The organism is Pseudomonas sp. SIMBA_041, from assembly GCF_046535095.1.
Taxonomy (GTDB): Bacteria; Pseudomonadota; Gammaproteobacteria; order Pseudomonadales; family Pseudomonadaceae; genus Aquipseudomonas; species Aquipseudomonas mucoides.
Window position 1 is genome coordinate 358,448 of record NZ_JAWRXJ010000003.1, and the last position, 25,650, is coordinate 384,097.

The following is a 25,650-nucleotide window of genomic DNA, read 5'->3' on the forward strand; positions in this document are numbered from 1 at the left end:
CATCAGCAATGAGTGATCTCGAACTAGAAAGCAATGGCCCCTGTACGGTCTATAGTGCTCTAGCCAAACTCGAGGCAAAACGCCATGATTGAGCATTACCTATATTCAGCGAAACCACAGAATGTTGCATGCCTTTTGCCACAAAAAAAGCGGTCTTTACAAACGCTATCTCGGGCACCGGGAACAAGGTGAAAAAAGGGTATGCGAAGAAGATGAGATCACTGCGCTGATCATGGGGCCGCTGGATTACCTTTCCGCAGAGGCCAATGGAATATTCTGGAGGGCCATGGTTGAAAACGGTGCTCTGGATGCACCAGCGCTTTTCCCTTCGGGGCCTGTAAGTCGTGCTCAAATGTATTTCTGGCCACATCGACGCATCGAACCAGATCTCCTTGTCGAGTTACATTGGCCTACGGGGGAACGGCGTCTTTTGCTTGTGGAGTTCAAATGGAATGCCCCGCTAAGTGGCATTGATCAGTTGCACCGGCAATGGCGCGAATTCTTGACTCCCGATGAGCGTAAAAAGGCCTACCACCTTTTTATCGCCCCAGAGATAAGTGCCGGCTTGAATGCCATGGGCGAAGATGACATATGGGATGGCAGGCTAATTTTGCGATCTTGGATCACCATTCTCGACATTTTGCGGCACCTAGATGGATCTAACATCAACGGGCTGAACAAATGGAAATCCCAGGTGATTTATTTCCTCCAACAACTTGGAATCAAACGATTCCAAGGTTTCAAAAATCTTCCAGCCACTTCACTTTCTCTCGATTCTCCGGTGTTCTGGAGTCCCCTGAATGGTTTCTCCGAATTAGCACCGCCTACTTTCCTACCACTTAAATTTCAAAAAATATTTTTCATCTGGAGTCAGAACAATGAATAATCCGTATGACATTGGAAAGGCGATTACGGAGAATATTCGCTTCGTTTCCAAGCTCGGTGAGGAATGCATTCATCTGACCAAATTGATTAAAGAAGAATTGAGCCGCCTCCTTCTTGATTCAGAAGTCTCCAGGCGCTATCGAGCCGCTGGCGAATGGGCTGATACTTACGCAAATGATGAACAAAACTGGGTGAACACTGAGCTTGGCTCCTCTCTCCCGGTGACTATCAAACCCAAACGATCCATCGGCGGTTTCCTGATCGTTCAAATCAGCCTTACTGGTTCCGGAGTCGATGCAAAGGACAACCTCGAGCCATTGCTTCATATTGGGTGGTGGGGTAATCCGATTGACTTCGACGATATCCAAATGGGTTTTCCTATAGCCCTCGATAATGGATATGACCTCAATCTTGAAGATGACCGGCTTTTTCGCTGGTCACATTCGCAATTTGAAAACGAGTGGTGCTACAGCCTGCGCCTGACCGACCTTAATAACCCAAGGGATGTTCATGCCTACATCGTGAAACCTACGAAGGCATTACTGCTGGGAAATAATGCTTCGCAGGCACTGTCGGGAACCGCAGCAGTAAGGTACAAAAAGGTGGATGAAGAGCCCGGACAATATCGAATCCTCCCTCGTTGATATATGAAATCAATCAGATGCTCGCCAACCGACTGCGGTAATTTAGCGAACAGCATAACGCTGGCGAGGGCAAATGAAACCCCTCGCAGGTGGCTCCCTAACCTCAACACGCGGCTATTTTGCAACATTCTACATTCCTATTTTCAGCAGTATTTATAACCGCGCCGCTGTTCGAGCACCTAAGTATCACTTTTGCTCGCATCAGTACAACCAAGCCAGCGAAGCCCGCGTGCTTGGTCATTGTGAATAAACACTTTGAATGCAAGGAAGCCCATCATGATTTTTTTCGATCCAACCAATGCTCAAAAAAACATTCGTGTCTCTAGATTGGGCGAATGGCTCGACTGGGCTGCTGGCAATAGACCTGATGAGTGGCAAGTCTCCCTGCCTATGATTCAGCGCGGATTTGTTTGGAAGCCTTCGCAGATCATCCAACTTTGGGACACCCTTTTCCAGGGCTTACCCTTCGGCGCCCTACTGGTCAGCGAACTTCCAGAAGACGCCCAGAGCATCGACTTGGTAAGCCACAAACAGACAGCAACCAATCAAGTGTACGGGCGCCTTGGTTTAGTGGATGGACAGCAACGTACACTTGCCATGCTGGCCGGGTGGCCTCTGCCCAGCCATACGCCGATCTCGCATCGCATTTGGGTCGACTTTGCGGACGCTCCACGCAAGGGTGAACTACTGACCCTGCGGATTACGACACGCAATCAACCATTTGGGTATTCCCGCGATAAGCCGAATGTAAAGCTCCCCTTGTCCGACCGTAGAAAGGCCCTGACCGCTTGGGAGAATCAAGTCAGCCTTGCTGGCATTGAGAAAACTCAGCACCCAGACTTCCTGCAAACGCGCCCTTGGAGCAACAGAAAGTCCTTACCTTTAGATTTGCGTGAGCTTATCCAGTGGTGGCAGGCCTGTGACGGTCAATCTTCAGTTTGGCAGCAAAAGGTATTGTCTAACTTGCAATCACCTTCTCCGTTGCAGACGGCTGCTACACAGGTCACTTCTGCGTGGGAGTCTCTCGAGCCAGAGCATCAACAGCTTATTATCGAGCGTATTGGGATTCTGGCCACAGGCCTAGAGCGCATCGATGAAGCGCAGATCCCCTTGCTGCGCGTCGACGAGCGCCTTTTCGACACCAGTGCTTCCGACAGCACCGAGCCTCCACTGGCGCTGCTGTTCAACCGTATTGGCTCTAACTCCACCAAGCTGTCAGATAACGACTATGTCTACGCCATTCTCAAGCATTTGCGTCCAGAAGTGCACCAGATGGTCACTGCGTTGCATAATCATGATTCCGGTGACGGCCATGGCAGCGTGGCCAGTTTAATGTCCCCCACCGACTTGGCCCTGACGGCTCTACGGTTGGCTTGCGCAACTGATCTCGAAATAAAGACAGATCCGGAAAACCCAGATAAGGAAGAGTTTCACAAGCTGATCAAAGTGGATCGGTTCCTTGATCGATCCTTTCTTCCCGTGCTCAGTCACAATGTCGTGCGCCAGTACTTCGACCAGGTTCTTGGGCTCCTGGATTACCGTGGCGGAATTGATCCAGGATTGCCAAGGCATGCCTTACCCCACCTTTCTAGATCGCTCGTGCAAGTCTTACTGCGGCTCTCGCAAGTTGGATATCTGACCGGCCCAGACTCCGTTCAAAAAGAATCCAGGCGTTGCGATGCGCTTCGATTCGTCCTCCAATGGTGGCTTTGCATCAAAGACAACCGCAGGGCAAGCAAGAAAGCCTATTTAGTGGTGGCCGAAGCAAGCCTGAACGACTTGGGCGAAACCGTTGGGTATCGCATGATGGACGCCATTCTGAGAGACGGCCTCGCACTGGCTATGCCATCCCCTTCCCTTCTTAAAGCCCGACCAGGATTGACGGATTCGCGAGTGAGCCATGCGAGTGAAATCATCGGGGCGAATCGGTTTAATCCACTACCAGAAGATGAGGCGGACAAGCAGCTCTGCGACTTCTGGCAGCACTGGTGTACTCCATCGAGCCATCGTTATCCCTTATTACTATGGCTTCAACGCAGCTATGTAGCCAATATGGATGGAGATCCCGTAGCCGGGCGTGACGAAGACACCCCTTACGACTACGACCATATCGTCCCTCATCTGCATTGGGGCGATTGGACAGGTTATGCCAAGGGCACACGAATTCTCGAGTTCATGAAAAAGCCCTATGTGATCGGCAACTGCATAGGGAATATTCGTGCCTGGGGTAGCAGCGACAACCGGAGTGATGGTGCACTGGCGCCGGCCAAAAAACTTCATTTGGTGCCAGAAATTGACTCTGAAAACTTGCTGGCGAGGGAAGCCCGAGAGCTCAAATCGTTCGGTTTGTTGGAGTCCAGTGCAATAGAGTTTGATCAAGCTCAGCTATGGAAAAATTGCCTACCAGCTAAAGGGTCTGGCGATCGCTGCTGGAGCTTCGAACGCACCAAGAGCTTTGAAATTGCCGTCGAGCAACGAGCATTTTCTCTATACACGCGCTTTTATAAGGAGCCTGATTTCCAGTCTTGGGCATTACAAGCCGAGAGCTTTGATGTCTCAACGAAGCGAGAATCGATCCAGTAGCCGACACATTGGAGGCAGAGGAACCCGGGCATTGCACTAAAGTCAGTCGATCACCGACGCTGCAGCAGTCGGCTGGCTGCGCACTGATTCGCAAAGTGTCTGCTCAGTATGGGCTCATCACGGATCGACACCGACAACCAGAACGCTTCGATTGTCGCCGTGAAGAGATTAGTCATCTTAGCTTTCAAGCTATGTGGCTTATGATTTTGAAACTGATGTTTGAGGCACGAGCCATGTCAGGGTAGAGCCGAACGTCCGAGAATGCCTCTGTAAATAGATGCTGGAGATTTTTAGGAGGGACTATCAACCAAGTGCAAGCGACGGTGGTGAACGCCTCGATGGCATCAATCGGCGCGTAAAAATCTATGCCTGGTCGGGCGACGTTTAGCACACCATTAATTGGGCCCAAGTCATCGAAGCTTATGTCTGCTCCTAGGTTGTGACCCACCCGGTTGCGGAGTGAGTTGAGCTTCAAAATTCCTGGCTTAACGAATGCTGCACTGGAGGCCTGGGCAGGTAGTAACGCTACTTTGTTGAAAAAACCAAGCTTCGCACTTTGAACATCTTCTATGCCGTAATGCTCGGACAGGAAGCGTTCGAGGTAGTGCTCTACGACAAGATGACATTTGAGGAGGCGACCAATAATGTCATGTGGCCTATTCATGAGGTTTATGTATTTTTCATTTTCTGCGTGGAAACGCTCTTCAATCTCTGCCATATGCGGCTGAAGGTGCGCTACCACTTTTTCAATTCCCTCAATGTCTCTCATGATATTTTCCTAAGCCTTTCTTCATCAAAACCTACAGCATAGCCATTCCAAATACTCGTTAGCGGCCATGAAGGTACGGATCGTCTTCGACACTGTAATTTGCGAGTGTTAGCAACTCGAACTGAATGCCATCCGCCTTCAGGGCAGTCTCAGCCGTTCGCATTTCCTCATCGAGGCGACTGCCTTTTTCCATGACGGCCAAAATAGCCCGATCCGGCCTAAGGCGCTTCGCAAGGTGGACAAAGTCCTCTATGTGAGCGGCCCGCAGACTGCGCCAGGCCGACTTCACCTCGCAGAGGATGGATTCACCATCAACGACAACAAGTAGATCCGCTTCCACATCTGGATTTCTGGAGTCGGGCAAATAGCCAAAGCAAGTCGGCCCAAGGTACATGAACGACGAACCCGCTCGATCACAAAGGGCTGACAAGAGCCAGACGAGTGACAAAACACTACGAGAGCGAAGGCTTTCAATGAGGAATTCGTTCGGTCGAAAATGCCAAGGTATACCGACGGGCAGCTCCTTTTCAGTTCGACAAACATCGCACACAAGAGCAGGCGACAACGCCTGATAGTCAGTCCAATTTCGATGCTGGCAGGTGTCGCAGCTCCAAGGGTATCCTTGAAAGAGCATCCGACGCGTCCTCATTTCAGCGAGCCGATCATCAATTGCCTGCTGTTCCATACCATCCCAATCTACATCGTTCTGTTCGACGTCCAATTTAGGTAATGGGTGCTCCGCCCAATACCGCTCTCTGTGCACTTTCCAACACTTTTGTAAATAGTCGAGTGAGAGGTGCATTCGAGGGGCTTTGATTGACTGCGCGGCTTTCACGATCAGTGCGGCGAGGGTTTCACGTTCACTTTCCTGCTGAAGATCGAAAACCGGTCGTCCTTTCGCACGCTTTGCGAGCGCGTTCGCGGTGGCCTTAACGTCTGCATCCGCGAGGTTGGGGGCTCCACCTAAACTAGCAAGAACATCCTGCAAGAACGGATGCAAGAGCAAGCTCTTAGCGCCTGCCAGACCTCCTGTCATTCCAAGAATGCCCGTTAGATGGGGACTCTCGTTTGAGGGTTTCATCCATGCTGTTTTCTTTAGCGGCCAAGGTGGATCGTCAGGGCCGATACGCCTTGTCGCGGAATCGTGGCACATCGCGCTTCTGAAGGCCTGATCAATATTAGGAACGGTTATCGACTCGAGTTCCCGGTTAAAGCCAGCAAATACGGTCAAGTTGCCGTGCCTACTCGTGCGATGCATCGGCGAAGGATTGTTCTGTGCGAATCCCTTGGTTACAAACTTAGCGCTAAAGGCGTCCGCCATACGCCACCTCTTCGGCAGTATCCATACGTTGTCCTGGGCGAGTCTTGGTTTATCTCGCTCATACTCGAAACTTAAATCGAGCGCCCAGAGGCCAAGCGTGAACACCTGACCCGGTGGCGCATCCCTTAGGTGCTCCGGCTCCTTTGTCGGCGGGCGAGCAACCGGTGGCTTCCACCGAAACCCATGCCACTCCCCAAATCTAAATCCGTCTGAGTACTGGGCCTGTTCACGAGCTTGTTTTAGCGAATCATCGCTCGGAATGACATGTCCACCTGAAATGACCTCAGCTGGCCCATGAGCGCTCCATGCTTTTGCTGCTCGGAGCAATTCAAGTACCTTGTTAAGCTCATCAATAGTGTGTGACGCAGAGCGTACCCGAAGCTGCGATTGCCCACCTCCGACGCCATGCACGTGATTGCGCGTGTTAAGCAGCTGAACGAGCTGGTTAAGCATGTCATCATTTTTCAGCTGATCAAGCGTCATACGGAAACAGCATAAGTCGTTATCGAGCCAAGAAGGAATTAGCAGCCTCGCATTCCAGAACATAAGCCTGTCCTCGAATGAGTCACCGATCACTAAGTTGAATGCATCACTCCATTGATAGTCGTGAATCTCAAGGCGTGTTGCATACAACGACGACAACATACTTATGCTTGTGACGCGCCTACCCACAAAATCAACAAAGGCCATTTCTTCGGAAGCGACGCGGTCAAGGTCACGTGGTACGCCGAATTCACGCTTTTCATAATGATCGTCCGAGACGATTGTCAGCAGACCAGCTGTTGACCTAGCGTCGTTTGGATATACGCCCGTAGCCGCACTCGTGTAGTAGGTACCAAAGTTGTCAGTCAAAAATCGACTCGGCCTTTCCGAATTCCAACTGTCGATGATCTTGATTTTTGGCCCTGCTGCCAATGGACGGTGCCGAGCAAGTCGAAACACAGTGGAGAGTGAGGAGAGAGCGGCTGGATACTGCGGTCGAAATCCAGACAGATCTAGCCTCGGTTCGCCGCCCAAGCGGTGAGGGACGTAGTAACCTGGGACTAAGCGCTCATGAATTTCAAGAACTGCTTCTGCAGCCAAATCGACATAGGAGTAAACAATGTCTGGATCAAAAGCCTCTAACCATTGCCAGTAGCCCGCGACAATTTGACCATCCGCACACGTCACGATGAGACTGAATCGTCCACCCCATCGCGAATAGCAGTCAGCAAATATCCCATCCATCATGAGGTCTGCATGCTCGCTCGACTCGACGAGAAAGGCTATTCGTAGAGGTCGGGATCTCACTCGTCCCGCTAGTTCTGCGCCAAGCTCATTCGACATACACACCTCCTACGATGCACCACACAGTGGCCCACAGCGTAGTTCCACACCTCAGTCCCCGCGAATCACTCGAGGCCTAGCTTCCGCCAAATTTAATGCTTCCACGAACGGCGAGTTCCGAAGTCGGCTCTGAATGTGGCCCACTGAAAGGTTAAGCCATCCGCCTACAGCTATGACCCGATAAACCACGCTGTCGGAGCCAGTCACGGCAGCCTTCCGTGAAGTTATATGTTGAATACCTACGTGGTTGCCGAGTAGAAAAAAACAAAGCCCCGGAGGTTCGCGGCTCCGGGGCTTCTATTTTCGTCTCCATCCCTTAATGGTTTGACGAACGTGGCTAGGACATTACCAGCGCCTTTTAGATATTTCACTACGACTTTGGATAACATGCTCGATGAGCGAGGCGCCTTGCACGGCCGAGGATTGACCAGTCACCTAAGGTACGATAGTGAACGAATTGGTGACGGCCATCACTTCAAGTGCAGCCCACCTCAAAACTTGCGGTTCAGGAATGCACTCCGCTTAGATTGGGAAGACGTATTTGGTCTAGGTTTGAATTTGCATCGTGGAAAATTTGAACAAGACTTGAAGTCCCCATATTTTCCGGTGCGCTCCACGATGACTCCGACCTTACACACCGGGCATCGATCCTCCTGGACAGCCTCGCCCTTGATGCTGGTGATTGTCACTGCGCCATCCTTCACCAATTCGTCCAGGAATGGCGAGCACCGTCCGGATACGGTGAACATAGCGACTGATCGACGAGCCCGAGTCAGTGCCACATAAAACAGACGGCGCTCCTCGCCGTGCTTAAAGGTGTCCCCTTCGGGCATCACCAGTCCAAACACCGGATCGTCACCTTTGAGGTTAGGGAAACCCTTAGCCACCATTCCCGGAAGGATCACGAAGTCCGCTTGATCACCTTTCGATGTATGGATCGATTTGAACCGCACCTCCAACTGATCGCCGTACCGATGCCCCCATCCTTCAGGGACGTATTGCCTGTCGTTCTTGTAGCGACCAAGAACAAAAACAGTGATCTTTCCGTTACGATTTTGCGGCACAGAGCCATCGACGAGGCATGCATATAACGTCTCAAGGTATTGACCAATTGCGTCACGTATCTCGCCCTGGCTTGTCACCTGGTACGCCTGGAGAGCCGGGCCGATTGCGGGTGTCACTGAAACAACATTCTTCCTCAGTTGTGCAGGATTTTTGGACACAAAACGACTGGAGGCGTCGCAAAGCGCCTGCGGACAACGAAACGTCGTTTCCAAATGCAGAACCTGCCCATGACCATACCAATCACGAAAACCTGTCATGACAGAGACGTCAGCGCCGGCGAAGCGATTGATTGACTGCCAGTCGTCCCCTACCGCGAAAAGGAATCGATGCGGAGCGGCCACCAATGCTCGGCACAGACGAGCGCGGGCGCGCGAGGCATCTTGGTATTCATCGGCCATGACAAGCTGATAAGGAGATTTGTGCCCACGCTCGAGGTGTTCCGCAGCCAGGTTGATCATGTCTTCAAAATCGATGCCCCGCTCCACCTGCAATGCCCTATCCCAGGCCCTGATGACTGGAATCGCGAGTTCTAAAAACATCTGGTAGCGGTACTTGAAGGTATTCACCGGGAGGGCATCGAGGCGCTCATACAACGTTTTCTCGTTGAGGCTGTTGCTCTTGAAGTGAGTGATGAACGATCGGAGTACTTTTATGAGCTCCAAGTGCTCCATCGGTGCCAACCCTGATACCGGTAAGGGTCGATCAGGGTTGGGGTCTAGGGTAATCCCACGGGAAGTCAGCTCGAACTTGAGATGATTGAATATTTGGCCTGAGTTCAGCTGGTGAGACGTGGTCTCCATCAGCTGGGTGCCTTTAGATTTGTGAAGCGCCCGCTTCCAGTTGGCGTCTTCTAGGTAGCCTTGAAAATGTGCCGGTGCCTGGCCGTTGGCATCGAAGGCAAAGTGCTCGTGGTAAAGATTGATCTTCGGATAGTAAAAGTCAGGGAAATATTGCCTGCGCTCTGCAGTAGCGGTGTCGTGCTCGTAAGGCCTCTCATAGGCATACTCCACACCGTTGTAGAACAGCCAGTTGGCGATCAGGCGTTCTTCTTGGCTGGCCACACGATCGCCATTCAGGCTGACGAGGCGCGCATTCCCTTCGCTATCAAAGGCCTCAAACAAATCTTCAATCGACATTGAAGAATAATCGCGGCCGAAGACAAGGCGGAAGAGATCCCAATTGGTACGGAAGGCATCTGATCCATCCTTTAGTGCATCTATTAATTCCGCCAGCTTTTCGAGCCCCAGGAGCGTTTCGCAAGCCCAGTCCGGAACGTGTGGCTTCTTCCCGGTTGCGTCTCCAATAATTGTCAGGCCCAGAGAGTGGAAGGTCATCGCGTTGATTGTGATGTTTTCCTTTCCTAAGCGAACAAGCGACTCAGCAGCGCGCGCTTTCAGTTCAGTGGCTGCGTCCTTGTTAAACGCCAACATGATGATAGCGGCAGGAGCGACCAACTCCCGGTGAACCGCGTAGATGGCTTTGGCCACCATGGTTGACGTCTTACCGGATCCGGCCGAAGCGATAACCTGAGTTCGATTGTCGAAACAGAGAACTGCACGGGATTGCTCATCGGTGAGCGGTCTGCTCTCAACCCTCTGCAGCAAGGTCTTACAGGCTTCGAGTTCACGCACCAGATATTGCTCGTTGCGGACATCCCACCGCTCAGGCCACTCGGATGCCCAGTCGTCCAGCTGAGACTTCACGAGCGAGACCTTATCCCCCAGCATTGACTGAACCTCTGGCAGCGTAAACAGCGCCCTCAGGCTAGAGTCATTTACGCCCAGTGCAGGCTTTGCTTCTAAGAGATCCCGCTGCATGTCGTGGGTGAACCATCGTTGCTTGGCATCTACGGTTTCTATCGCACAAGCGACTTCCGCAAGCCACTGGGTTACTTTTGCGTAGTACCCTTCGAATTGTCGTTGATGCTTGAGTTGTTCCAGGAGGATAAACGCCTGGTTCAAGGTTGGCTGATCAGAGTTTGGTAAGCCATCTAGCCGGAGCTTATGCCCGACGAACACCGTCACACTCGTCCAGACCAGGCCACGTTTAATTCCGCCTCTGGCGAAATTTTCAGCCGTGAGAGGATAAACCCGCTCGCCGATACGAAGTATTAACCGGTCGCCCTCCAGGGTCAGCTGCCACGGCTTCGAGCGTGTGAGGAGTCGTCCTAACCAAGATGGCTTCCATTGCATTGTCATGCTGGTGATCACGGCCTAAAAGAAGCCAGCTTACCAGAGCCCAAATCCTCGCAATGACCAGCTATCAATTCGCCTTTTGGCTCAAGCAATAAAAGCTCCGGTTAAGAGGCCTTGATCTCCGCATAGGGTCGATGACAGTTTCGGTCTGGCCACTGAAGATTTAACACCTCTGCGACATGGTTGAGATGCTCCAACTCCCGCGTGGGATTGCCGCATGCCGGTTTTCAGCTGCGCCAGAAAACAAAGTTTTAGCCGGGCCGCGTTGGCCCGAAGGAGCGAACACAGAAATCCTGCGAGACCGATCACGCGAGCTTTATGGCACCACCTTGGATATCGTCCCGCGCCATTCGTAAGTCACTGGCGTCTTGGTTGAGCCGATGAATCAAGTTGAGCAATCGTTGGCGCAACACCTCATCTTGGAGCTGCTCAGCAGCACGCATCACATCAAGCGCCGCTGCCTCATTGTTGGTGGCAACGGCGTCGAGCAGTTTGCGCATGCTTCTTGATGGTCGATTCATCTCCAACTCCCTGGATTTCAGTGACGCGAATCATATGGCCGGAATGTTTCGTCAGTGTTTCAGTTGCATGAACTGGTTTTGAATCACCAGCTCGGGCTGATTTGACGCTAGCTGGAGGGGGGGGCCACGAGGTGTCAATTACGCTTGTCGCACCATTCCGTGATGTAGCTAAATCGCTACCATTAAGCCGGGCCTTGCCCGAATGAGCGATTACAACAATCAACATCAGGTGCTACCTTTGACTGATGTCATTCTGCATTCAACCGGGTCGTGAAATACCGTGGTGGCGCAGTTTGCGATAGAGCGTATTGCGGCTAATACCTAATCGGGCGGCAACATGGGCGATATGCCAGTGCTCCGCCTCAATCAATGTCAGCAGCGTCTGCCGTTCGGATACTCCAAGCGGATTTTCTGCCAGCGCAATTGTCGCTGGCACTACCGGCAGCAACTCCTCCAAATCATCCAGGGTCACACGCCCTTCCAACGCCAACGCTACCAGTGTGCGCAGGCACGTACGCAGCTGCCGGACGTTGCCGGGCCAAGGCTGCGTCAGCAGGCGCTCTCTGACGCCCGGCTCTAGCCGAATTCTGCCCCCAGCCCCTTCATCGCGCAGCAATAGGTCGAGCAAAAGCCCCTTGTCTGATCGTTCGCGCAGTGGTGGAAGGTGCACGGCGAACCCCGCAATGCGGTAGAACAGATCCTCGCGCAAGCGCCCTTCGGCCACGCAGGCGTGCAGATCCTGATGGCTGGCACTGATGAGGCGGACATCCAGCGGACGTGCCGTCGCGCCGCCTAAGGGCACCACCTGACGCTCCTCCAACACGCGTAACAAGCGAGTTTGTAAAGCCAGTGGCATATCGGCGATCTCATCAAGAAACAGTATGCCGCCATGGGCCTGTTCCAGCTTACCGATCATCCCGTCTTTACGGGCACCAGTGAAGCTGCCGCCGCGATAGCCGAACAGCTCGCTTTCGATCAGCGCTTCTGGGATGGCTGCGCAATTGATCGCCACAAACGGCTGGTTCGCTCGCGAGCTGGCACGGTGCAGCGCCGCAGCAAAAGCTTCTTTGCCGGTGCCGGTTTCGCCCTGTAAAAATACCGGAACATCACGCTCTAAAACACGTAATGCGCGAGCAAAGCCACGTTGCAGGCGCGGGTCTTCCAGACACACATGCACGTCGTTAATTTTGGGGATTGCAGGAGAGACTAAAGGCACCTTGCGTAAGGGTTCTCGCAACTGTCCGTAGAGCAGGCGTCCGTCTACTAGCCGCATTGGCCAACAGACACTCGGCTGAGAGCTGGCCTGACTCATCAACTGATCCATAGGTGTTGCGAGCAGCTTCGTCAGAGATTCCCCAACCACCTGGTTACGACTGAGGCCCAGCAGATCCAGCGCAGCATGATTGACTGAACAGATACAGGCACTCTCGTCGAAACTGAGCAGACCTTCACCCAATAGCCCAACGAAGCCTGACTCCGGGTGGAAGCGCAGCAAGTATCGCTGCGGATCATGCCCTAAGAAATAACAGCTCTCGATCAAATTGGCTGTCAGATTGGTCAACGCCATGGCTTTGAAGTGCTGCTGGAGACTTTCTTCCTCTCGCACAGAAGAGAGATTAAGAACGGCGAGCAATTCTCCGCTCGCATCAAATATTGGGCTGGCCGAACAGGTTAAGCCGGCATGCTTGCCACGGAAATGTTGATCACGACGGATGGTGACATGCTGTCGCTCGACCAGGCAGGTGCCGACACCGTTGGTACCCTCACAATCCTCGCTCCATACCGAACCGAGCCACAGTCCCGAACGCTGGAACTCGACTCGTTCGGATTCGTTGAACACACTATCGATCGCCACACCGCGAGCATCAGTGAGTAGCACCACGTGGCCATCACATCCGAGCTGTTGGTGCAAGTTGCTCATCTGCCAGTGCGCCACAGCGATGATGTGTTCCAGTGGCGCGCGGTGATCCTGTAAGCGTGGATGCTCAACCACGTTAGGTGCGCGGCGACTGGCAGGATCGAGCTGATACTGATCCAGGCACCGGCGCCAGGATCGTGTGATGGCACGGTCAGTAATAGGGCCGTGATTGGCGTGAGTGCCCTGCACGGCTTGCAGCACTTGTTGTGCATGGGCGTTGATCAAGGCCGGCTTCATTATTCTTGCTCTCCGTTACGGTTAGGACACGGGTCTGTTCGCAGCTTATATGAAAAGATCGCAACCAGCGCTTTTTGCACCGAGTGACACTCTGTCATCCACCATTTCCAGAATCGTGACAGATCTCCGAATCAAAGCCTGAGCAACACCGCAGCAGCCGCTCTGCAATTGGGCTTTCGTGAAGGTGGCCCGAGCCTTGCTCAGGGGCAAGTTGTACAAAAACAACAAGATCGGAGAAGCCCCATGAACATCGCTGTTGAAACACCTCTGCACACGCCAACTGCTCAACTCGCGGCTTGGGTCGAAAACCTCGGCGAGCGTCTCGCCCAACGTGATGTGGACGGCGTACTGGAACTGTTTGCCGAAGAGTGTCACTGGCGTGACTTACTACTTTTCAGCTGGAACTTAGTGACCTTGGAAGGCAAGCCTGCAATCCGAGACATGCTCGAAACACGCCTCGACCAGACTCATCCTGAGCGATGGAAACTGGAAGGTGAGGCGACGCTGAATGACGGTGTGCTCGAAGGTTGGATCAGCCTGGAAACCGAAGCGGCGCGAGGTAAAGGCTACGTACGGCTAAAGGACGGTGTGTGCTGGACGCTGTTGACAACCATGCGCGAGCTCAAAGGCTTTGAAGAACCCAGTGGCCGCCGTCGTCCAATGGGTGCAAGTCATGGTCACACCCACGCCGACAAACGCAACTGGCTAGAGCGTCGTCGAGATGAAGAAGCTTCGCTAGGCATCACCACCCAACCTTACTGCCTGATCGTGGGCGGCGGCCAGGGTGGGCTGGGGCTCGCTGCGCGGCTCAAGCGAATGGGCGTGCCAACTCTGATCGTCGACAAAGCCGAGCGTCCTGGAGATCAGTGGCGCGGTCGCTACAAGTCGCTGTGCCTACACGACCCTGTCTGGTACGACCATATGCCTTACCTGCCCTTCCCCGATCACTGGCCAGTCTTCACCCCAAAAGACCAGATTGGAGACTGGCTGGAAATGTACACCAAAGTCATGGAGCTCAATTATTGGCCGCGTACCGAATGCGTGAGTGCCAACTTTGACGAGCAAAGTGGTACCTGGAAGGTTGAAGTGCAGCGCGATGGCGAACGTGTGACTTTACAGCCTACCCAGTTGATCCTCGCCACCGGCATGTCTGGAGTACCCAATGTTCCCAGTTATCCGGGTGCCGAGGTTTTCAATGGCCAGCAGCATCATTCCAGCCGCCATCCCGGCGGAGACGCCTGGAGCGGCAAGCGCGCGGTGGTCATCGGTGCGAACAATTCGGCTCACGATATCTGCGCCGACTTGGTGGAGAACGGTGCTGAGGTGACCATGGTGCAACGCTCCAGCACCCACATCGTACGTTCCGACAGTTTAATGGATCTCGTCTTCGGCGGGCTCTACTCTGAAGACGCCCTGGAGACGGGTTTGACCACCGACAAGGCCGACATGCTGTTCGCCTCGATCCCCTACAAGGTAATGCCAAGCTTTCATCAACCGATCTTTGAAGCGATCAAGGAGCGTGACAAGGACTTTTACGAGCGCTTGGCCAAGGCCGGGTTCATGCTCGATTTCGGTGACGACGAGTCTGGCCTTTTCATGAAGTACGTACGCCGTGGTTCTGGTTACTACATCGACGTCGGCGCCTCCGAACTGATCGCCAACGGCACGATCAAGCTCAAGAGTGCCCCTGGCCTGGGTGTCGAACGCATCGAAGCAGATGCCGTCGTGCTCAACGATGGCAGCCGGCTAGCAGCAGATCTGATTGTCTACGCCACAGGCTATGGTTCAATGAACGGTTGGGCGGCGAAGCTGATTTCCCAGGAAGTCGCTGACAAGGTCGGCCGCTGCTGGGGTTTGGGTTCTGGAACAACGAATGACCCTGGCCCATACGAGGGCGAACTGCGGAACATGTGGAAGCCAACACAGCAAGAAAACCTCTGGTTCCACGGTGGCAACCTGCATCAGTCACGGCATTATTCGCTGTATCTGGCGCTGCAGTTAAAGGCGCGCTTCCAAGGCATCGACACGTCCGTCTACGGCCTTGCCGAGAGTCACCACACTGGCTGAGTCAAATGGCGCCCAGCCGTGGTTGGGCGCCTCTCCACAATACCCCGGACGCATTCGGGACGAAGCGCTGCAGGAGCTCGAGCTGGATGTCGGCGATGCTGTGTACCTGATAGAAGAATTTGTTGGCAACACGCGCTGCCTTGTTCTATCAAAAACACCTCAGATTGCGGATCGAATAGACGAGCTCACTGAAGCCTGGGACGGCGGACGGCTTGGTGACGCCCCGGCAAAATGAGGCAGCTGCAACGCGCTTCTCGAATCAATCGTGGCAGGCCAACTGCGGAGTGACTCGCTCAGGGCATATGAAGACTTTGGGTCGAGCCGGGCTTAAGCCCGAATGAGCGATAGCCGATGCAGCTATAGCTCCGCAGCCCAGCAAATCGCCAATTGAATCAGAGATCAGATACTTGCGGGCCAAGAATTATGTAAAGGCCTGGCTAAGCGGTAGCGGTATCCAAGGCGAGCATTTATTGTCCATAAAGCGCTCAAATCACGTAAGGCTCGAACAGCCTCCGGACATTCACCCGCGCCTTCAGCTTCGCGGCCAACAGGTACAAACCTGCCACCTTGCGATGCAGAAACAGTACATCCACAGGTGGCGTGTGCCAGAAGTCGCGGTCGGCACCTTGTTCCCAACCGGTATCACGTAGGCGTACGGCCAGGTCAGACGTCGCAAAGTCATAGGCACCTTGATGCCTCAGCGGCTCGCAGGCCTGTGTAATGAGATCAGTGAGCACCGCTCGGTGTTTGGGCAGCGTTTCAGGCTGAAAGTAGCCGACGTCCAGCGCGGCATTAGTGATGGCGGCACGGTCTTCATGCAGGCCTGCAATCAACAAGCGGCGATAAGCCTCGGTAGTGTTGCGGTCATAAAGTCGCGTGGCGCCGAAGTCCAACAATACCATCCGGCCGGAGTCTTGCTGATAACGGTAGTTGGCAAAGTTAGGGTCGGTCTGCACGCACTGGAACTCGAACACCTCGCGCAGAAACAGGCCGAACAGCAACATCATGATCCGGTCGCGCTCTGCCTGGGGCGCGTGCTCTAGTGACTCCACCGCTACCCCGTCAACGAAGGACATCACCAAAATATTCGGCGTGCTGAACTGGGCATACGCACGAGGAACCAGAAAGTCAGGACTGTCCGCCAACAGTTGATCAAAGCGCTGTAAGTGCTCGGTTTCTTTCATGTAGTCCGCTTCATCCTGTAGCTCACGCTTGGCCTCTTGAAGCAATGGGCTGACGTCCATGCCCTTAGGCAGCATCCCGGACATGCGCAGCAAGGTAGCAACGTTATCCACATCGCTGGAAATACTCTCGCGCACGCCAGGGTATTGCACCTTGATCGCCAGGCGTTGGCCGTCCTTATCTTTCGCAGCATGAACCTGGCCGATGGACGCTGCCGCCAATGGCGTGAAGGAAAACCGTTCGAAGCGCCCCTCCCAGCCCTTGCCCCAGCTTTCGTTGAGGACTGCCACCAACTGGCTCATGGGCATAGAATGAGCGTCGCAACGCAGACGAGAAAGGATTTCGCTGAACTCGCGCGGCAACAAATCACCTGCATCCATCGATAACAACTGCCCAACCTTCATGGCGGCGCCACGCAATTGCGACAGTTGCTCGACCACCCGATGCACATTACCCGAGGTCAACAGCAGTTCGCTGAGCGCGGGACGTTTGCCCTGAACCCACTGCCGAGCGCCTTCGGCTAGCATGCCGCCCGCGACGCCCGATGCCAAACTGCCAAAACGCATCAACCGCGATAAGCGGCTGCCGGGCACGGGCAACGAGCCGGGCACACGAGGCTTCATGAATGAAGCGCCTCAACGATCGCGGCAAGCAGCAAGCAGACGCTCGCCACGAGGGTAAGCCGTAATCGCATCGGCAGGTACCAGGCGGGCAAGCTCGTAACCCGCAACAGCCGCCTGTCCTGCCGGAGGTGGACAACTAAGCCGATGACCAACAATAAGCAACCCAATGGCATTGGCAGTAACGTGGCAATCCAAGCAATAAGCGCAGGAATGACACTCCAGATGAACCGGTCGCGGCCCTGCTCGGCGCTCATGTCTTGCACGGTCATGGCGAAGCCCCAGTGTAAGGCGCCGACGAAGCTCAGGATGACTGCGCCATAGTTAACAAGGGCAATCGCAAACAACGGCCGATAGTCGAGAGAGAACGGGATCAGCAGCGCCAAAAAAATAAACGGCAACAGACCGCCATAACCCAGCAGGCTGACGAGCTTTGGCAGAGAGGTTGAAGGCAGCGCGTTCATTTGTATTCCTTGCAGCGAGCATACGCAAAATCGAGGCTGTTTTTGATCACACGATCCCAACTTGCCTCCCAATCGAAATGACCGGACACCACGCTTTCAGCTGAATCGACGACCCAGTCAAGCGTCGGTAGAGCCGGCCGTTCTGGCGTCAGTAGGTCACCCAAAAAATGCCAAATCCAGCCATAGCGCTCCAATGTCGGACGCGCGTCGATCCGAGCCTTCGCCGGAATGCGTAGGTGCGTCCGTGCCGGAATGTGAGTGCAGATGCCATCCGCTCCAAAAAGCCAACGCTGATAGGGGCAATTCACGGTAAAGGAATGACCATGATTGTCAGGTCGTTTTTTTGGGCCTATCTTATACAAAACCTATACAAGACGACAATCAATGTACAATAAAGAGCATTGGCCACTGACGTTGTACTTTGACGGCAACTGTCCCTTGTGTGCCCGTGAAATCACGATCCTGCGCCGCCACGCCGCAGAGAGCCGACTGCTGTTTGTTGACATAGACAGTCCTGAGTTCGACGCCAAAGCACTTGGTTTCACGTTCGAGCAAATGCAGGCGACTCTTCATGCCTGTTTCGCCGATGGCCGCTGGGTTAACGGCTTGGACGCTACCCTATGTAGCTGGCGTGCCGCCGGCCTGGGATTTTGGGCCACGCCGCTGACTTGGCGTGTAATCAGACCGCTGCTTGCGCTCGGTTATCGCCTGTTTTGCCGTCTCCGTCCCCATTTGGCGTGGTTACCTCACCCGGATGGCCGCCGTCGATGTGTCGATAACCGTTGCTCGATGCCGGAAGCAAAACCCACACGCGACGAGCTGCTCACCGTCAAAACAAAGCAGCCCTAGAACGCTACGCGTTGGTATCGGGCTGACGAAGAACTTGATCCTCAGTTGATCTCGCGATGCTGGTGTTATCTGCGTCAGATCGTGCGCAGCAGAAACGCCCCTACAGCCAAGGATTGCCGTCACATGAAGCGCAGCATGGCTGCAAGGAATCTAAATGAACCCATCAATAGCCGAGCATTACCGTGAAATTCTCGTCGCCGTAGGCGAGAACCCTGAGCGTGAAGGACTGCTGGACACGCCCAAGCGCGCAGCCAAAGCGATGCAGTATCTGTGCAACGGCTACACGATGAATCTGGAGGAAGTCATCAACGGCGCACTGTTCGAATCGCTAAACGACGAAATGGTCATCGTGCGAGACATCGAACTGTATTCATTGTGCGAGCACCACATGCTGCCCTTCATCGGCAAAGCTCATGTCGCGTATATCCCCACAGGAAGGGTATTGGGCCTGTCCAAGGTCGCACGAGTGGTCGATATGTTTGCCCGCCGCTTACAGATTCAGGAAAACCTCACAAAACAAATTGCTGATGCCATCCATCACATCACCGATGCGGCCGGCGTGGCCGTGGTCATTGAGGCAAAGCACATGTGCATGATGATGCGGGGCGTGGAAAAGCAAAACTCGGTGATGACGACCTCAGTGATGCTGGGGGCCTTTCGCGAGTCATCTGCTACGCGTCTCGAGTTCCTGCAACTGATAGGGCGACTCGCTTAGCGTCAATAGATCACGTCTGTCTGCGGAGAGGCTAAATGAACAGTTCCTTTGAGATGAACTCCCTTGGCGAGGGCTACCGGGCCTTGGTCATAGGCGCCAGTGGAGCGCTCGGCGCGGCGTTTTGTGAGTTGCTCAACGAAGATCCAAGATGCTCGGTTGTTCGTGAACTGGGGCGCAATAGTGCTCCAGGATTGGATCTGGAAAAGCCCGACAGTATCGCCAGCGCAGCCGCTGAATTAGCCGAAGAAGCCCCATATCAGTTGATTTTGCATGCTGCCGGTCTGCTCCATCGCGACGATATTAAGCCTGAAAAAAGTTACTCCGCTATTGAAGCGGATGCGCTTCAGGCGATATTCCAAGTCAACACATTCGGCCCTGCACTGGTTTTGCGTCACTTCCTGCCCTTGCTTGACCCTCGTGGTGCGATGGCAGTGCTCTCCGCCAAGGTGGGCAGCATCGGTGATAACCGTTTGGGCGGCTGGTATACCTATCGCGCCTCCAAGGCAGCGTTGAACATGTTGATTAAAACGGCTGGGATCGAACTGGCACGAACCCGCCCTCAGACCCGCTTGCTGACTCTTCATCCAGGTACGGTCATCTCGGGCCTGTCCCAGCCCTTTAAAGGCGCTTCTGCCGCCAGGCCTGCAAGCCTCGCTGCCCGCGAATTGTTATCACTGATTGACCGCTTGGCGCCTGCCGACAGCGGCAATTTTTTTGCTTATAACGGAGAACGCCTACCGTGGTAGGCCGGGAGTGCACCTTGAATCTGCAAGCGTTGACCGAACGGGCCGCGAATGGAGAAGTACGAGAGCTGGAGCTGCTGTCTCTGGAAGGTGGTTTTTATCTGGCGCGAGTCGGGCTGGATCAAGGCCAGTTCACACTGCTGGACGACGAAGCAAAGCCTATGCACCTTCGCTCCATCAATCACCTGCGTGAGTTGTTGCAGTTTGTCCCGCCATTTCCCTGCGTGCTTGTGCAGCAGTGCGTCCATGACGAGATGTGCGGTTCACGTGAAGAGCCCATTGGGTCGTTACGCATTCCTTTCTCGCTGACTGCGCCTTGGTGAGTCATCTTCCGTTGGACTCTGTCAAATGAACAAGACTCACCGACTATGCCTGGTCTTGGGCGACCAGTTGTCTTTTGACCTGGCCTCATTGAAGGGGCTGGACAGCGAGCGCGATACGGTTTTTGCTTGTCGAAGTGATGGAGGAAGCCAGCCATGTGCCCCATCACCCGCAAAAAATCGCACTGATCTTCAGTGCGATGCGCCATTTTGCTGAGGCGTTGCAGCAGCGTGGCATCCGCGTGCAATACGTCACGCTCGATGATCCGCAAAATAGCGGATCGGTACCGGAAGAGTTTCGGCGCTGGCATTCACTGCTGCAACCGGATGAGCTGCACCTGACAGAATGCGGTGACTGGCGCCTGGAGCAGTCGCTGAAAGACTGTGGCTTGGCGATCCAGTGGCATACCGATACCCGTTTTCTCTGCACCCGACTCGAGTTTGCGTCCTGGGCCGAAGGCAAAAAGCAGCTGCGCATGGAGTTTTTCTACCGTGAGATGCGACGCAAGAGTGGCCTGTTGCTCAACGGCGACGGCAGCCCGGTCGGCGGCGCCTGGAACTTTGATGCCGAAAACCGTAAGGCGCTTCCCAAAGGCTTAAGAGCCCCCTCGCCCATGCACTTTTCGGCAGATGCAATAACCCAGGACGTGCTGTCGCTGGTCGCAAAAAACTTCTCCAGCCACTACGGCGCACTCGACACTTTTGATTACCCGGTAACCCATGCCGATGCCCAAGCGTTGTGGGATTACTTCCTCGACTGGGGTCTGGCAGCCTTCGGCGACTACCAGGATGCGATGGCCAGTGATGAACCTTTCCTGTTCCATGCGCGGATCAGCGCCGCGCTGAATATTGGCCTGCTGGATCTGCGTCAATTGTGCAGCGACGTCGAGGCTGCGTATTGGTCGGACAACATTCCATTAAACGCCGCCGAAGGCTTTATCCGTCAACTCATTGGCTGGCGTGAATATGTAAGGGGCGTCTACTGGCTGAAAATGCCCGACTACGCCGGAGGCAATCTGTTTGGCAACAGCAGACCGCTTCCAGAGTTCTATTGGACGGGCGACACCAAGATGAATTGCATGGGCCAAGCGATCGGCCAAAGTTTGAAATATGCTTATGCACACCACATCCAGCGGCTGATGGTGACCGGCAACTTTGCACTGCTGGCCGGCATCGCGCCGCCCCAGATTTGCGACTGGTACCTTGCGATCTACATGGACGCATTCGACTGGGTCGAGCTACCCAATACATTGGGCATGGTCATGCACGCCGATGATGGTTACCTGGGCTCCAAGCCTTACTGCGCCAGTGGTCAATATATAAAGCGCATGTCTGACTACTGCCGTAATTGTGCGTACAAAGTCAGTGAAAATACGACCGACGACGCCTGCCCTTTCAATTCGCTTTACTGGCATTTTCTAATACGTCATGGCGACCTTCTGCGTAGCAATCAGCGTATGGGCATGGCCTATAAAAACCTCGATCGTATGACTGAATCCAAGCAGCAAGCACTCTGGGATCGTGGCCAGAAACTGCTCGCCAAACTGGATGTCGGGGAGTCGTTTTGAAGAGGAGTGAACTACCGATCAAAACCTGTGCGGTCTGCGGATTACCTTTCGCATGGCGCAAGAAATGGGCGCGCTGCTGGGCTGAGGTGCGCTACTGCTCGGAGCGTTGCCAACGGCGCAGAAGCAGTGGATGCCATGTCATCCCCTCCCCAAATGCCAGACGTACTCTAAACCCTTCACGAAAACCAGCTCGCGCTTGCCGGCGCTATTTAGTCGATAGCAATGTGGATTGATCAGAGGGGATCCACTGGCGTTTCCAGTACTGCCCTTGGCGCTATAGCCACGCTCGACTTGAATGCCGAGTCCGTCACTGTCCCCATTTCTCAAAGTCGCCAATTTTCTAGGAGGCAGCCAACTGGCGGCCGCCACCTTTTCTGATTTACTCCTGCGAGCCAGCAGAGGCTTGGTCGCGGGTTTTCCACAGCGACAGCAGCACACCGCCCAGCAGCAGACCCAAGGTCACGATCAGTGAAATGGCCGCCGGAATCTTGCCGATGATGCCGACCAGGAAGATCTTGCCCCCGATAAACACCAGTACCAGCGCCAGCGCGTACTTGAGGTAGGCGAAGCGGTGAATCATCGCCGCCAGGGCGAAATACAACGCACGCAGTCCAAGGATGGCGAAGATGTTCGAGGTGTAGACGATGAAGGGGTCTTGGGTGATGGCGAAGATCGCCGGCACGCTGTCCACGGCGAACACCAGGTCGGCACACTCGATCAGCACCAAGGCTAAGAACAACGGCGTTGCCCAGACCACGGACTTGCCGCTGGCGTCTGCCTGACGGACAAAGAAGTGCCCTTCATGCAGTCGCTCGGTCACCCGCACGTGTTTGCGCAGGAACTTCACCAGCAGGTTTTCGCTAAGGTTTGGATGGGCATCAACCTTGCTGAACAGCATCTTCACTCCGGTTAACAGCAGGAAGATGCCGAACACATACAGAATCCAGCTGAACTCGGCGATCAGCGCCGCCCCCAGGCCAATCATTATCGCGCGCAGCACGATTACACCGAGAATGCCCCAGAACAGCACCTCGTGCTGATACCTACGCGGGATAGAGAGGAAGCTGAAGATCATCGCCATCAGGAACACGTTGTCCATCGACAACGATTTCTCGATTAGAAAACCGGTGTAGAAATCCATCCCGGCGTCACCGCCCTTGACCTGCCAGACCCAGAGGCCGAACAGCAAACCAGCAGTGATATAGCCAGCAGACAGCAGTAGACTTTCACTAACGCCGATCTCTCGATGCTCACGGTGTAGCACCCCGAGGTCGAAGGCCAACAGGCCCATCACGATGCTTATAAAGACTAGCCACAACCAAGTGGCGGTGCCGAGAAGCTCGGCCAAGAAGAATGGTTCTAGGGCAATCATGAGCCCCTCCTCTCAGTGTCGAAGTTATAAAAACTGCAACTCCGACATGGCAGCGATTAGCTGTCAGAGGGGCCCGGCATTGCGAAATTAAATCTAGAGAGACGCGTGGGATTTCTCAATCACGCAAGGTTTGCAAGGTATTTCAAGCTGGTAGGCCGCATCGAAAGTCGGAATACCGATATGCAGAAATGATATCTGCATCCAGAGAATCTTTAACAGAACCTGGGCTGGCTCCCTGGGTTTTTGTTGCCGAACTTAGCGATTAAATTAGCCTGAACGTCCTAAACGTAAGACCGGTACCGAAGAAAGACCGCGAAAGGCAAAGCTCCTCTAAGTTAATAACGCAATAGCGCAAAAAAACGGACGCCTTGTCGGACGCCCGTTTAGTTTAGGGGGGGCGTGCTGCGAGTTTAGATATGACGAAGGCTATCGCCGCATTGAGGCCAACGGCGCCCTCAGGGATATTCGCTGATTGGCCAAATCCTACGATTTACTGCCGCGTCGGCATGGTGCCGCCTGTGTCGTAGCTGCCATGATTCAGGTCGTATTTGGATGCACCCCAATCTTACCGGTCAGTATATTCAGCTCCGTCCCTCTGCCGGAGTGCCTTAAATGGACAATACCCGTGAGCGCTTGATTGACTCAGCGCTGAAGCTGTTTCTGTCACAAGGTATCAACATTACTGGTGTGATGGCCATCGCCGCGATGGCGGGTGTTACCAAGATGACGCTCTACAGCCATTTCCCCTCCAAGGATGCGCTGATAGTTGCTTGCCTTGAGGAGCGTGACCGACGCTGGCGTGAAGAGGTAGCGCGCACCTTGGCTATGCATCCTGACCCGGTCAGCGGCATGCTAGCGTTCTTTGATTTGTATCAACGCTTTCTTTTGAAAGATAGCGGACGCGGGTGCCTGTTCGTCAACAGTGCGGCTGAATTCCCCCAGTTTAGCCACCCTGTGCATTTGGCTGTGAGCAGGCATAAGCAAGGGATACGCGAAAATCTTACTGCATTGGCCATGAGCGCCGGTATAAGCGACCCGGACGTAGTTGCGGAGGGGCTGTTTATCTTGCTGGAGGGCAGTTTTGTCAGCGGCGCCATGGGCCAGGACGTGCGGGTGTTCGACACTGCCCGACACGTAGCTCATTGCTGGATCCGGAAGCAGGGCCAGCAGGAGCAGAGCGTATGACCCTAGGTTTGATAGCGGCCATTGCCGCCACTTTTTCATGGTCGCTGCTCTACATCTTTCCGGGGCTGGTCGGCGATTACAGCCTTTTTGATCTGGCTGTGGTGAGCTATGCCTTTGCCGGCTTAGGTAGCCTGCTCGTGCTGTTTGTTTACCGTAGCGAAGTGCGGCAATTGCGACTGAGCGACTGGGCCTGCGCCGCACTGCTGGGCTTCTTAGGATACATCGGCTACTTCTTCCTGATCACCACTGCGGTCTTGGCAGCTGGGCCGGTGATCCCTCCGGTGATGATGGGGTCAGTACCGATTGTGCTCGCGATTGCCGGCAACTTGCGAAGCTCCAGCGTGCCCTGGCGCGCTATTGCCGGGCCACTGCTGGTGGCGGCATTGGGCATAAGTTTGGTCAACATGAGCATGTTTGATTTTAGCAGCGCAACGGTGGTGCTCCCGACCAATTCGATACTGCTTGGGCTGCTCGCATCGTTAATGGCAATTGGATTTTGGACTGGTTTTGGATTGTTAAATGAAAGTGCTTTGGCTCAACGCCCAAGCATAACTCCCATGTTGTGGTCAGCCATGCTGATCTTCATGTGCAGCCTCGAAATGCTGGCCTTCATCCCAGTTGGGCTGTACTTAAAACTGTCCCACTTCGCTAGCCAGCCGAGCGGGTTAGCAGGTACTCAGGCGCTAATAGTTTGTGGGTTAATTCAGGGGTTAGGGGCCACCCTTGCAGGTGCCTGGGCATGGTCAATCGCAACTCGGCGCCTACCTCTGGCGCTCAGCGGGCAATTGATCGCCAGCGAAACCCTTTACGCGACTGCGATGGGCCTGGCCATCAACCAGCGCTGGCCCTCTCCTATGGAAGCTCTTGGGACAGGGTTGCTATTCGTAGGCGTGGTGTGGGCTATACGCGCCTTTTATCGCAGGCAAATACGTATCGAGAGCATGGCGGGATAACTGGTCTTCGCCAAAATTGCCGGCATGGGCATTTCAGGTGTCCACTTTGGATTGATCGACCTGTTAAGTACCTCGGAGCGTGCACAACTCGAGCGTTGCTCTCTGCGCTGTGAGTCTTTACGCAAAAGCACGGCACCATCGCCCACTC

General features: G+C 54.3%; 19 protein-coding genes and 2 pseudogenes. 13 read left to right on the plus strand and 8 right to left on the minus strand.

All coding sequences use genetic code 11. From position 1 onward, the window contains the following. Nucleotides 1–121 precede the first annotated feature (121 nt). The 3 genes from SB725_RS08685 to SB725_RS08695 all read left to right on the plus strand — a co-directional run bounded on the left by SB725_RS08685 (nucleotide 122) and on the right by SB725_RS08695 (nucleotide 4,112). Entirely contained in the window at nucleotides 122–886 is a 765-nt protein-coding gene (locus SB725_RS08685) for a hypothetical protein (RefSeq protein WP_410921591.1), read from the plus strand. After that, nucleotides 879–1,529 (plus strand): hypothetical protein, encoded by a 651-nt coding sequence (locus SB725_RS08690; RefSeq protein WP_410921592.1) that lies wholly within the window; start codon nucleotides 879–881, stop codon nucleotides 1,527–1,529. Before SB725_RS08685 ends, SB725_RS08690 begins: the two co-directional genes overlap by 8 nt. Nucleotides 1,530–1,805: 276 nt before the next feature. Next, nucleotides 1,806–4,112, plus strand: coding sequence for a DUF262 domain-containing protein (locus SB725_RS08695; protein WP_410921593.1), 2,307 nt, complete (start codon nucleotides 1,806–1,808; stop codon nucleotides 4,110–4,112). A 184-nt stretch (nucleotides 4,113–4,296) separates the two neighbouring features. Here SB725_RS08695 and SB725_RS08700 read toward each other — a convergent pair whose 3' ends face one another. The 5 genes from SB725_RS08700 to SB725_RS08720 form a co-directional block, all read right to left on the minus strand. Next, on the minus strand, nucleotides 4,297–4,881 hold the full coding sequence (locus SB725_RS08700; RefSeq protein WP_410921594.1) for a hypothetical protein: 585 nt from the start codon (nucleotides 4,879–4,881) through the stop codon (nucleotides 4,297–4,299). Nucleotides 4,882–4,939: 58 nt separating this feature from the next. Further along, on the minus strand, nucleotides 4,940–7,528 hold the full coding sequence (locus SB725_RS08705; protein ID WP_410921595.1) for a hypothetical protein: 2,589 nt from the start codon (nucleotides 7,526–7,528) through the stop codon (nucleotides 4,940–4,942). A gap of 491 nt (nucleotides 7,529–8,019) precedes the next feature. Continuing rightward, nucleotides 8,020–10,791 (minus strand): UvrD-helicase domain-containing protein, encoded by a 2,772-nt coding sequence (locus SB725_RS08710; RefSeq protein WP_410921596.1) that lies wholly within the window; start codon nucleotides 10,789–10,791, stop codon nucleotides 8,020–8,022. A 302-nt stretch (nucleotides 10,792–11,093) separates the two neighbouring features. Then, a complete protein-coding gene (locus SB725_RS08715) occupies nucleotides 11,094–11,309 on the minus strand; it encodes a hypothetical protein (protein ID WP_410921597.1) in 216 nt (71 codons plus the stop codon). A gap of 259 nt (nucleotides 11,310–11,568) precedes the next feature. Beyond that, nucleotides 11,569–13,464, minus strand: a complete 1,896-nt coding sequence (locus SB725_RS08720; RefSeq protein WP_410921598.1) for a sigma-54-dependent Fis family transcriptional regulator — start codon at nucleotides 13,462–13,464, stop codon at nucleotides 11,569–11,571. Between the two features lie 243 nt (nucleotides 13,465–13,707). Between SB725_RS08720 and SB725_RS08725 the strand changes: the two genes are divergently transcribed. Continuing rightward, nucleotides 13,708–15,531 (plus strand): NAD(P)/FAD-dependent oxidoreductase, encoded by a 1,824-nt coding sequence (locus tag SB725_RS08725; RefSeq protein WP_410921599.1) that lies wholly within the window; start codon nucleotides 13,708–13,710, stop codon nucleotides 15,529–15,531. Beyond that, complete coding sequence (locus SB725_RS08730; protein ID WP_410921715.1) at nucleotides 15,524–15,766, plus strand: AbrB/MazE/SpoVT family DNA-binding domain-containing protein; 243 nt, start codon at nucleotides 15,524–15,526, stop codon at nucleotides 15,764–15,766. The genes SB725_RS08725 and SB725_RS08730 overlap by 8 nt, the downstream gene beginning before the upstream one ends. Before the next feature lie 250 nt (nucleotides 15,767–16,016). Here SB725_RS08730 and SB725_RS08735 read toward each other — a convergent pair whose 3' ends face one another. Further along, on the minus strand, nucleotides 16,017–17,336 hold the full coding sequence (locus SB725_RS08735; protein WP_410921600.1) for an ABC1 kinase family protein: 1,320 nt from the start codon (nucleotides 17,334–17,336) through the stop codon (nucleotides 16,017–16,019). Next, nucleotides 17,333–17,797, minus strand: a complete 465-nt coding sequence (locus SB725_RS08740) for a DUF3429 domain-containing protein (RefSeq protein WP_410921601.1) — start codon at nucleotides 17,795–17,797, stop codon at nucleotides 17,333–17,335. Before SB725_RS08740 ends, SB725_RS08735 begins: the two co-directional genes overlap by 4 nt. Nucleotides 17,798–18,181: 384 nt before the next feature. Here SB725_RS08740 and SB725_RS08745 point away from each other — a divergent pair, with 384 nt between their 5' ends. From SB725_RS08745 to SB725_RS08770, 6 genes and pseudogenes are all read left to right on the plus strand, one after another. Further along, nucleotides 18,182–18,646, plus strand: coding sequence for a thiol-disulfide oxidoreductase DCC family protein (locus SB725_RS08745; RefSeq protein WP_410921602.1), 465 nt, complete (start codon nucleotides 18,182–18,184; stop codon nucleotides 18,644–18,646). Between the two features lie 154 nt (nucleotides 18,647–18,800). Then, on the plus strand, nucleotides 18,801–19,361 hold the full coding sequence (folE, locus tag SB725_RS08750) for a GTP cyclohydrolase I FolE (RefSeq protein ID WP_410921603.1): 561 nt from the start codon (nucleotides 18,801–18,803) through the stop codon (nucleotides 19,359–19,361). Nucleotides 19,362–19,396: 35 nt separating this feature from the next. Beyond that, nucleotides 19,397–20,107: an SDR family NAD(P)-dependent oxidoreductase gene (locus SB725_RS08755; RefSeq protein ID WP_410921604.1), complete on the plus strand. Its 711-nt coding sequence runs from the start codon at nucleotides 19,397–19,399 to the stop codon at nucleotides 20,105–20,107. A gap of 14 nt (nucleotides 20,108–20,121) precedes the next feature. After that, nucleotides 20,122–20,427, plus strand: coding sequence for a DUF6482 family protein (locus tag SB725_RS08760; protein ID WP_410921605.1), 306 nt, complete (start codon nucleotides 20,122–20,124; stop codon nucleotides 20,425–20,427). 25 nt (nucleotides 20,428–20,452) lie between these two features. Next, a pseudogene (locus SB725_RS08765) lies at nucleotides 20,453–21,992 on the plus strand (cryptochrome/photolyase family protein). Continuing rightward, nucleotides 21,989–22,120, plus strand: a pseudogene (locus tag SB725_RS08770) (DUF2256 domain-containing protein); the annotation flags it as partial. The pseudogenes SB725_RS08765 and SB725_RS08770, both read left to right, overlap by 4 nt. 251 nt (nucleotides 22,121–22,371) lie before the next feature. Here the strand turns inward: SB725_RS08770 and SB725_RS08775 are convergent. Further along, nucleotides 22,372–23,364 (minus strand): TerC family protein, encoded by a 993-nt coding sequence (locus SB725_RS08775; protein ID WP_410921606.1) that lies wholly within the window; start codon nucleotides 23,362–23,364, stop codon nucleotides 22,372–22,374. Nucleotides 23,365–23,976: 612 nt separating this feature from the next. On the opposite strand from SB725_RS08775, the gene SB725_RS08780 reads away from it, so the two are divergent. Continuing rightward, nucleotides 23,977–24,549, plus strand: a complete 573-nt coding sequence (locus SB725_RS08780) for a TetR/AcrR family transcriptional regulator (protein WP_410921607.1) — start codon at nucleotides 23,977–23,979, stop codon at nucleotides 24,547–24,549. Continuing rightward, nucleotides 24,546–25,502 carry a DMT family transporter gene (locus tag SB725_RS08785; protein ID WP_410921608.1) on the plus strand — a complete coding sequence of 319 codons (957 nt, stop codon included), beginning with the start codon at nucleotides 24,546–24,548 and terminating at the stop codon, nucleotides 25,500–25,502. The genes SB725_RS08780 and SB725_RS08785 overlap by 4 nt, the downstream gene beginning before the upstream one ends. Nucleotides 25,503–25,650: the final 148 nt, after the last annotated feature.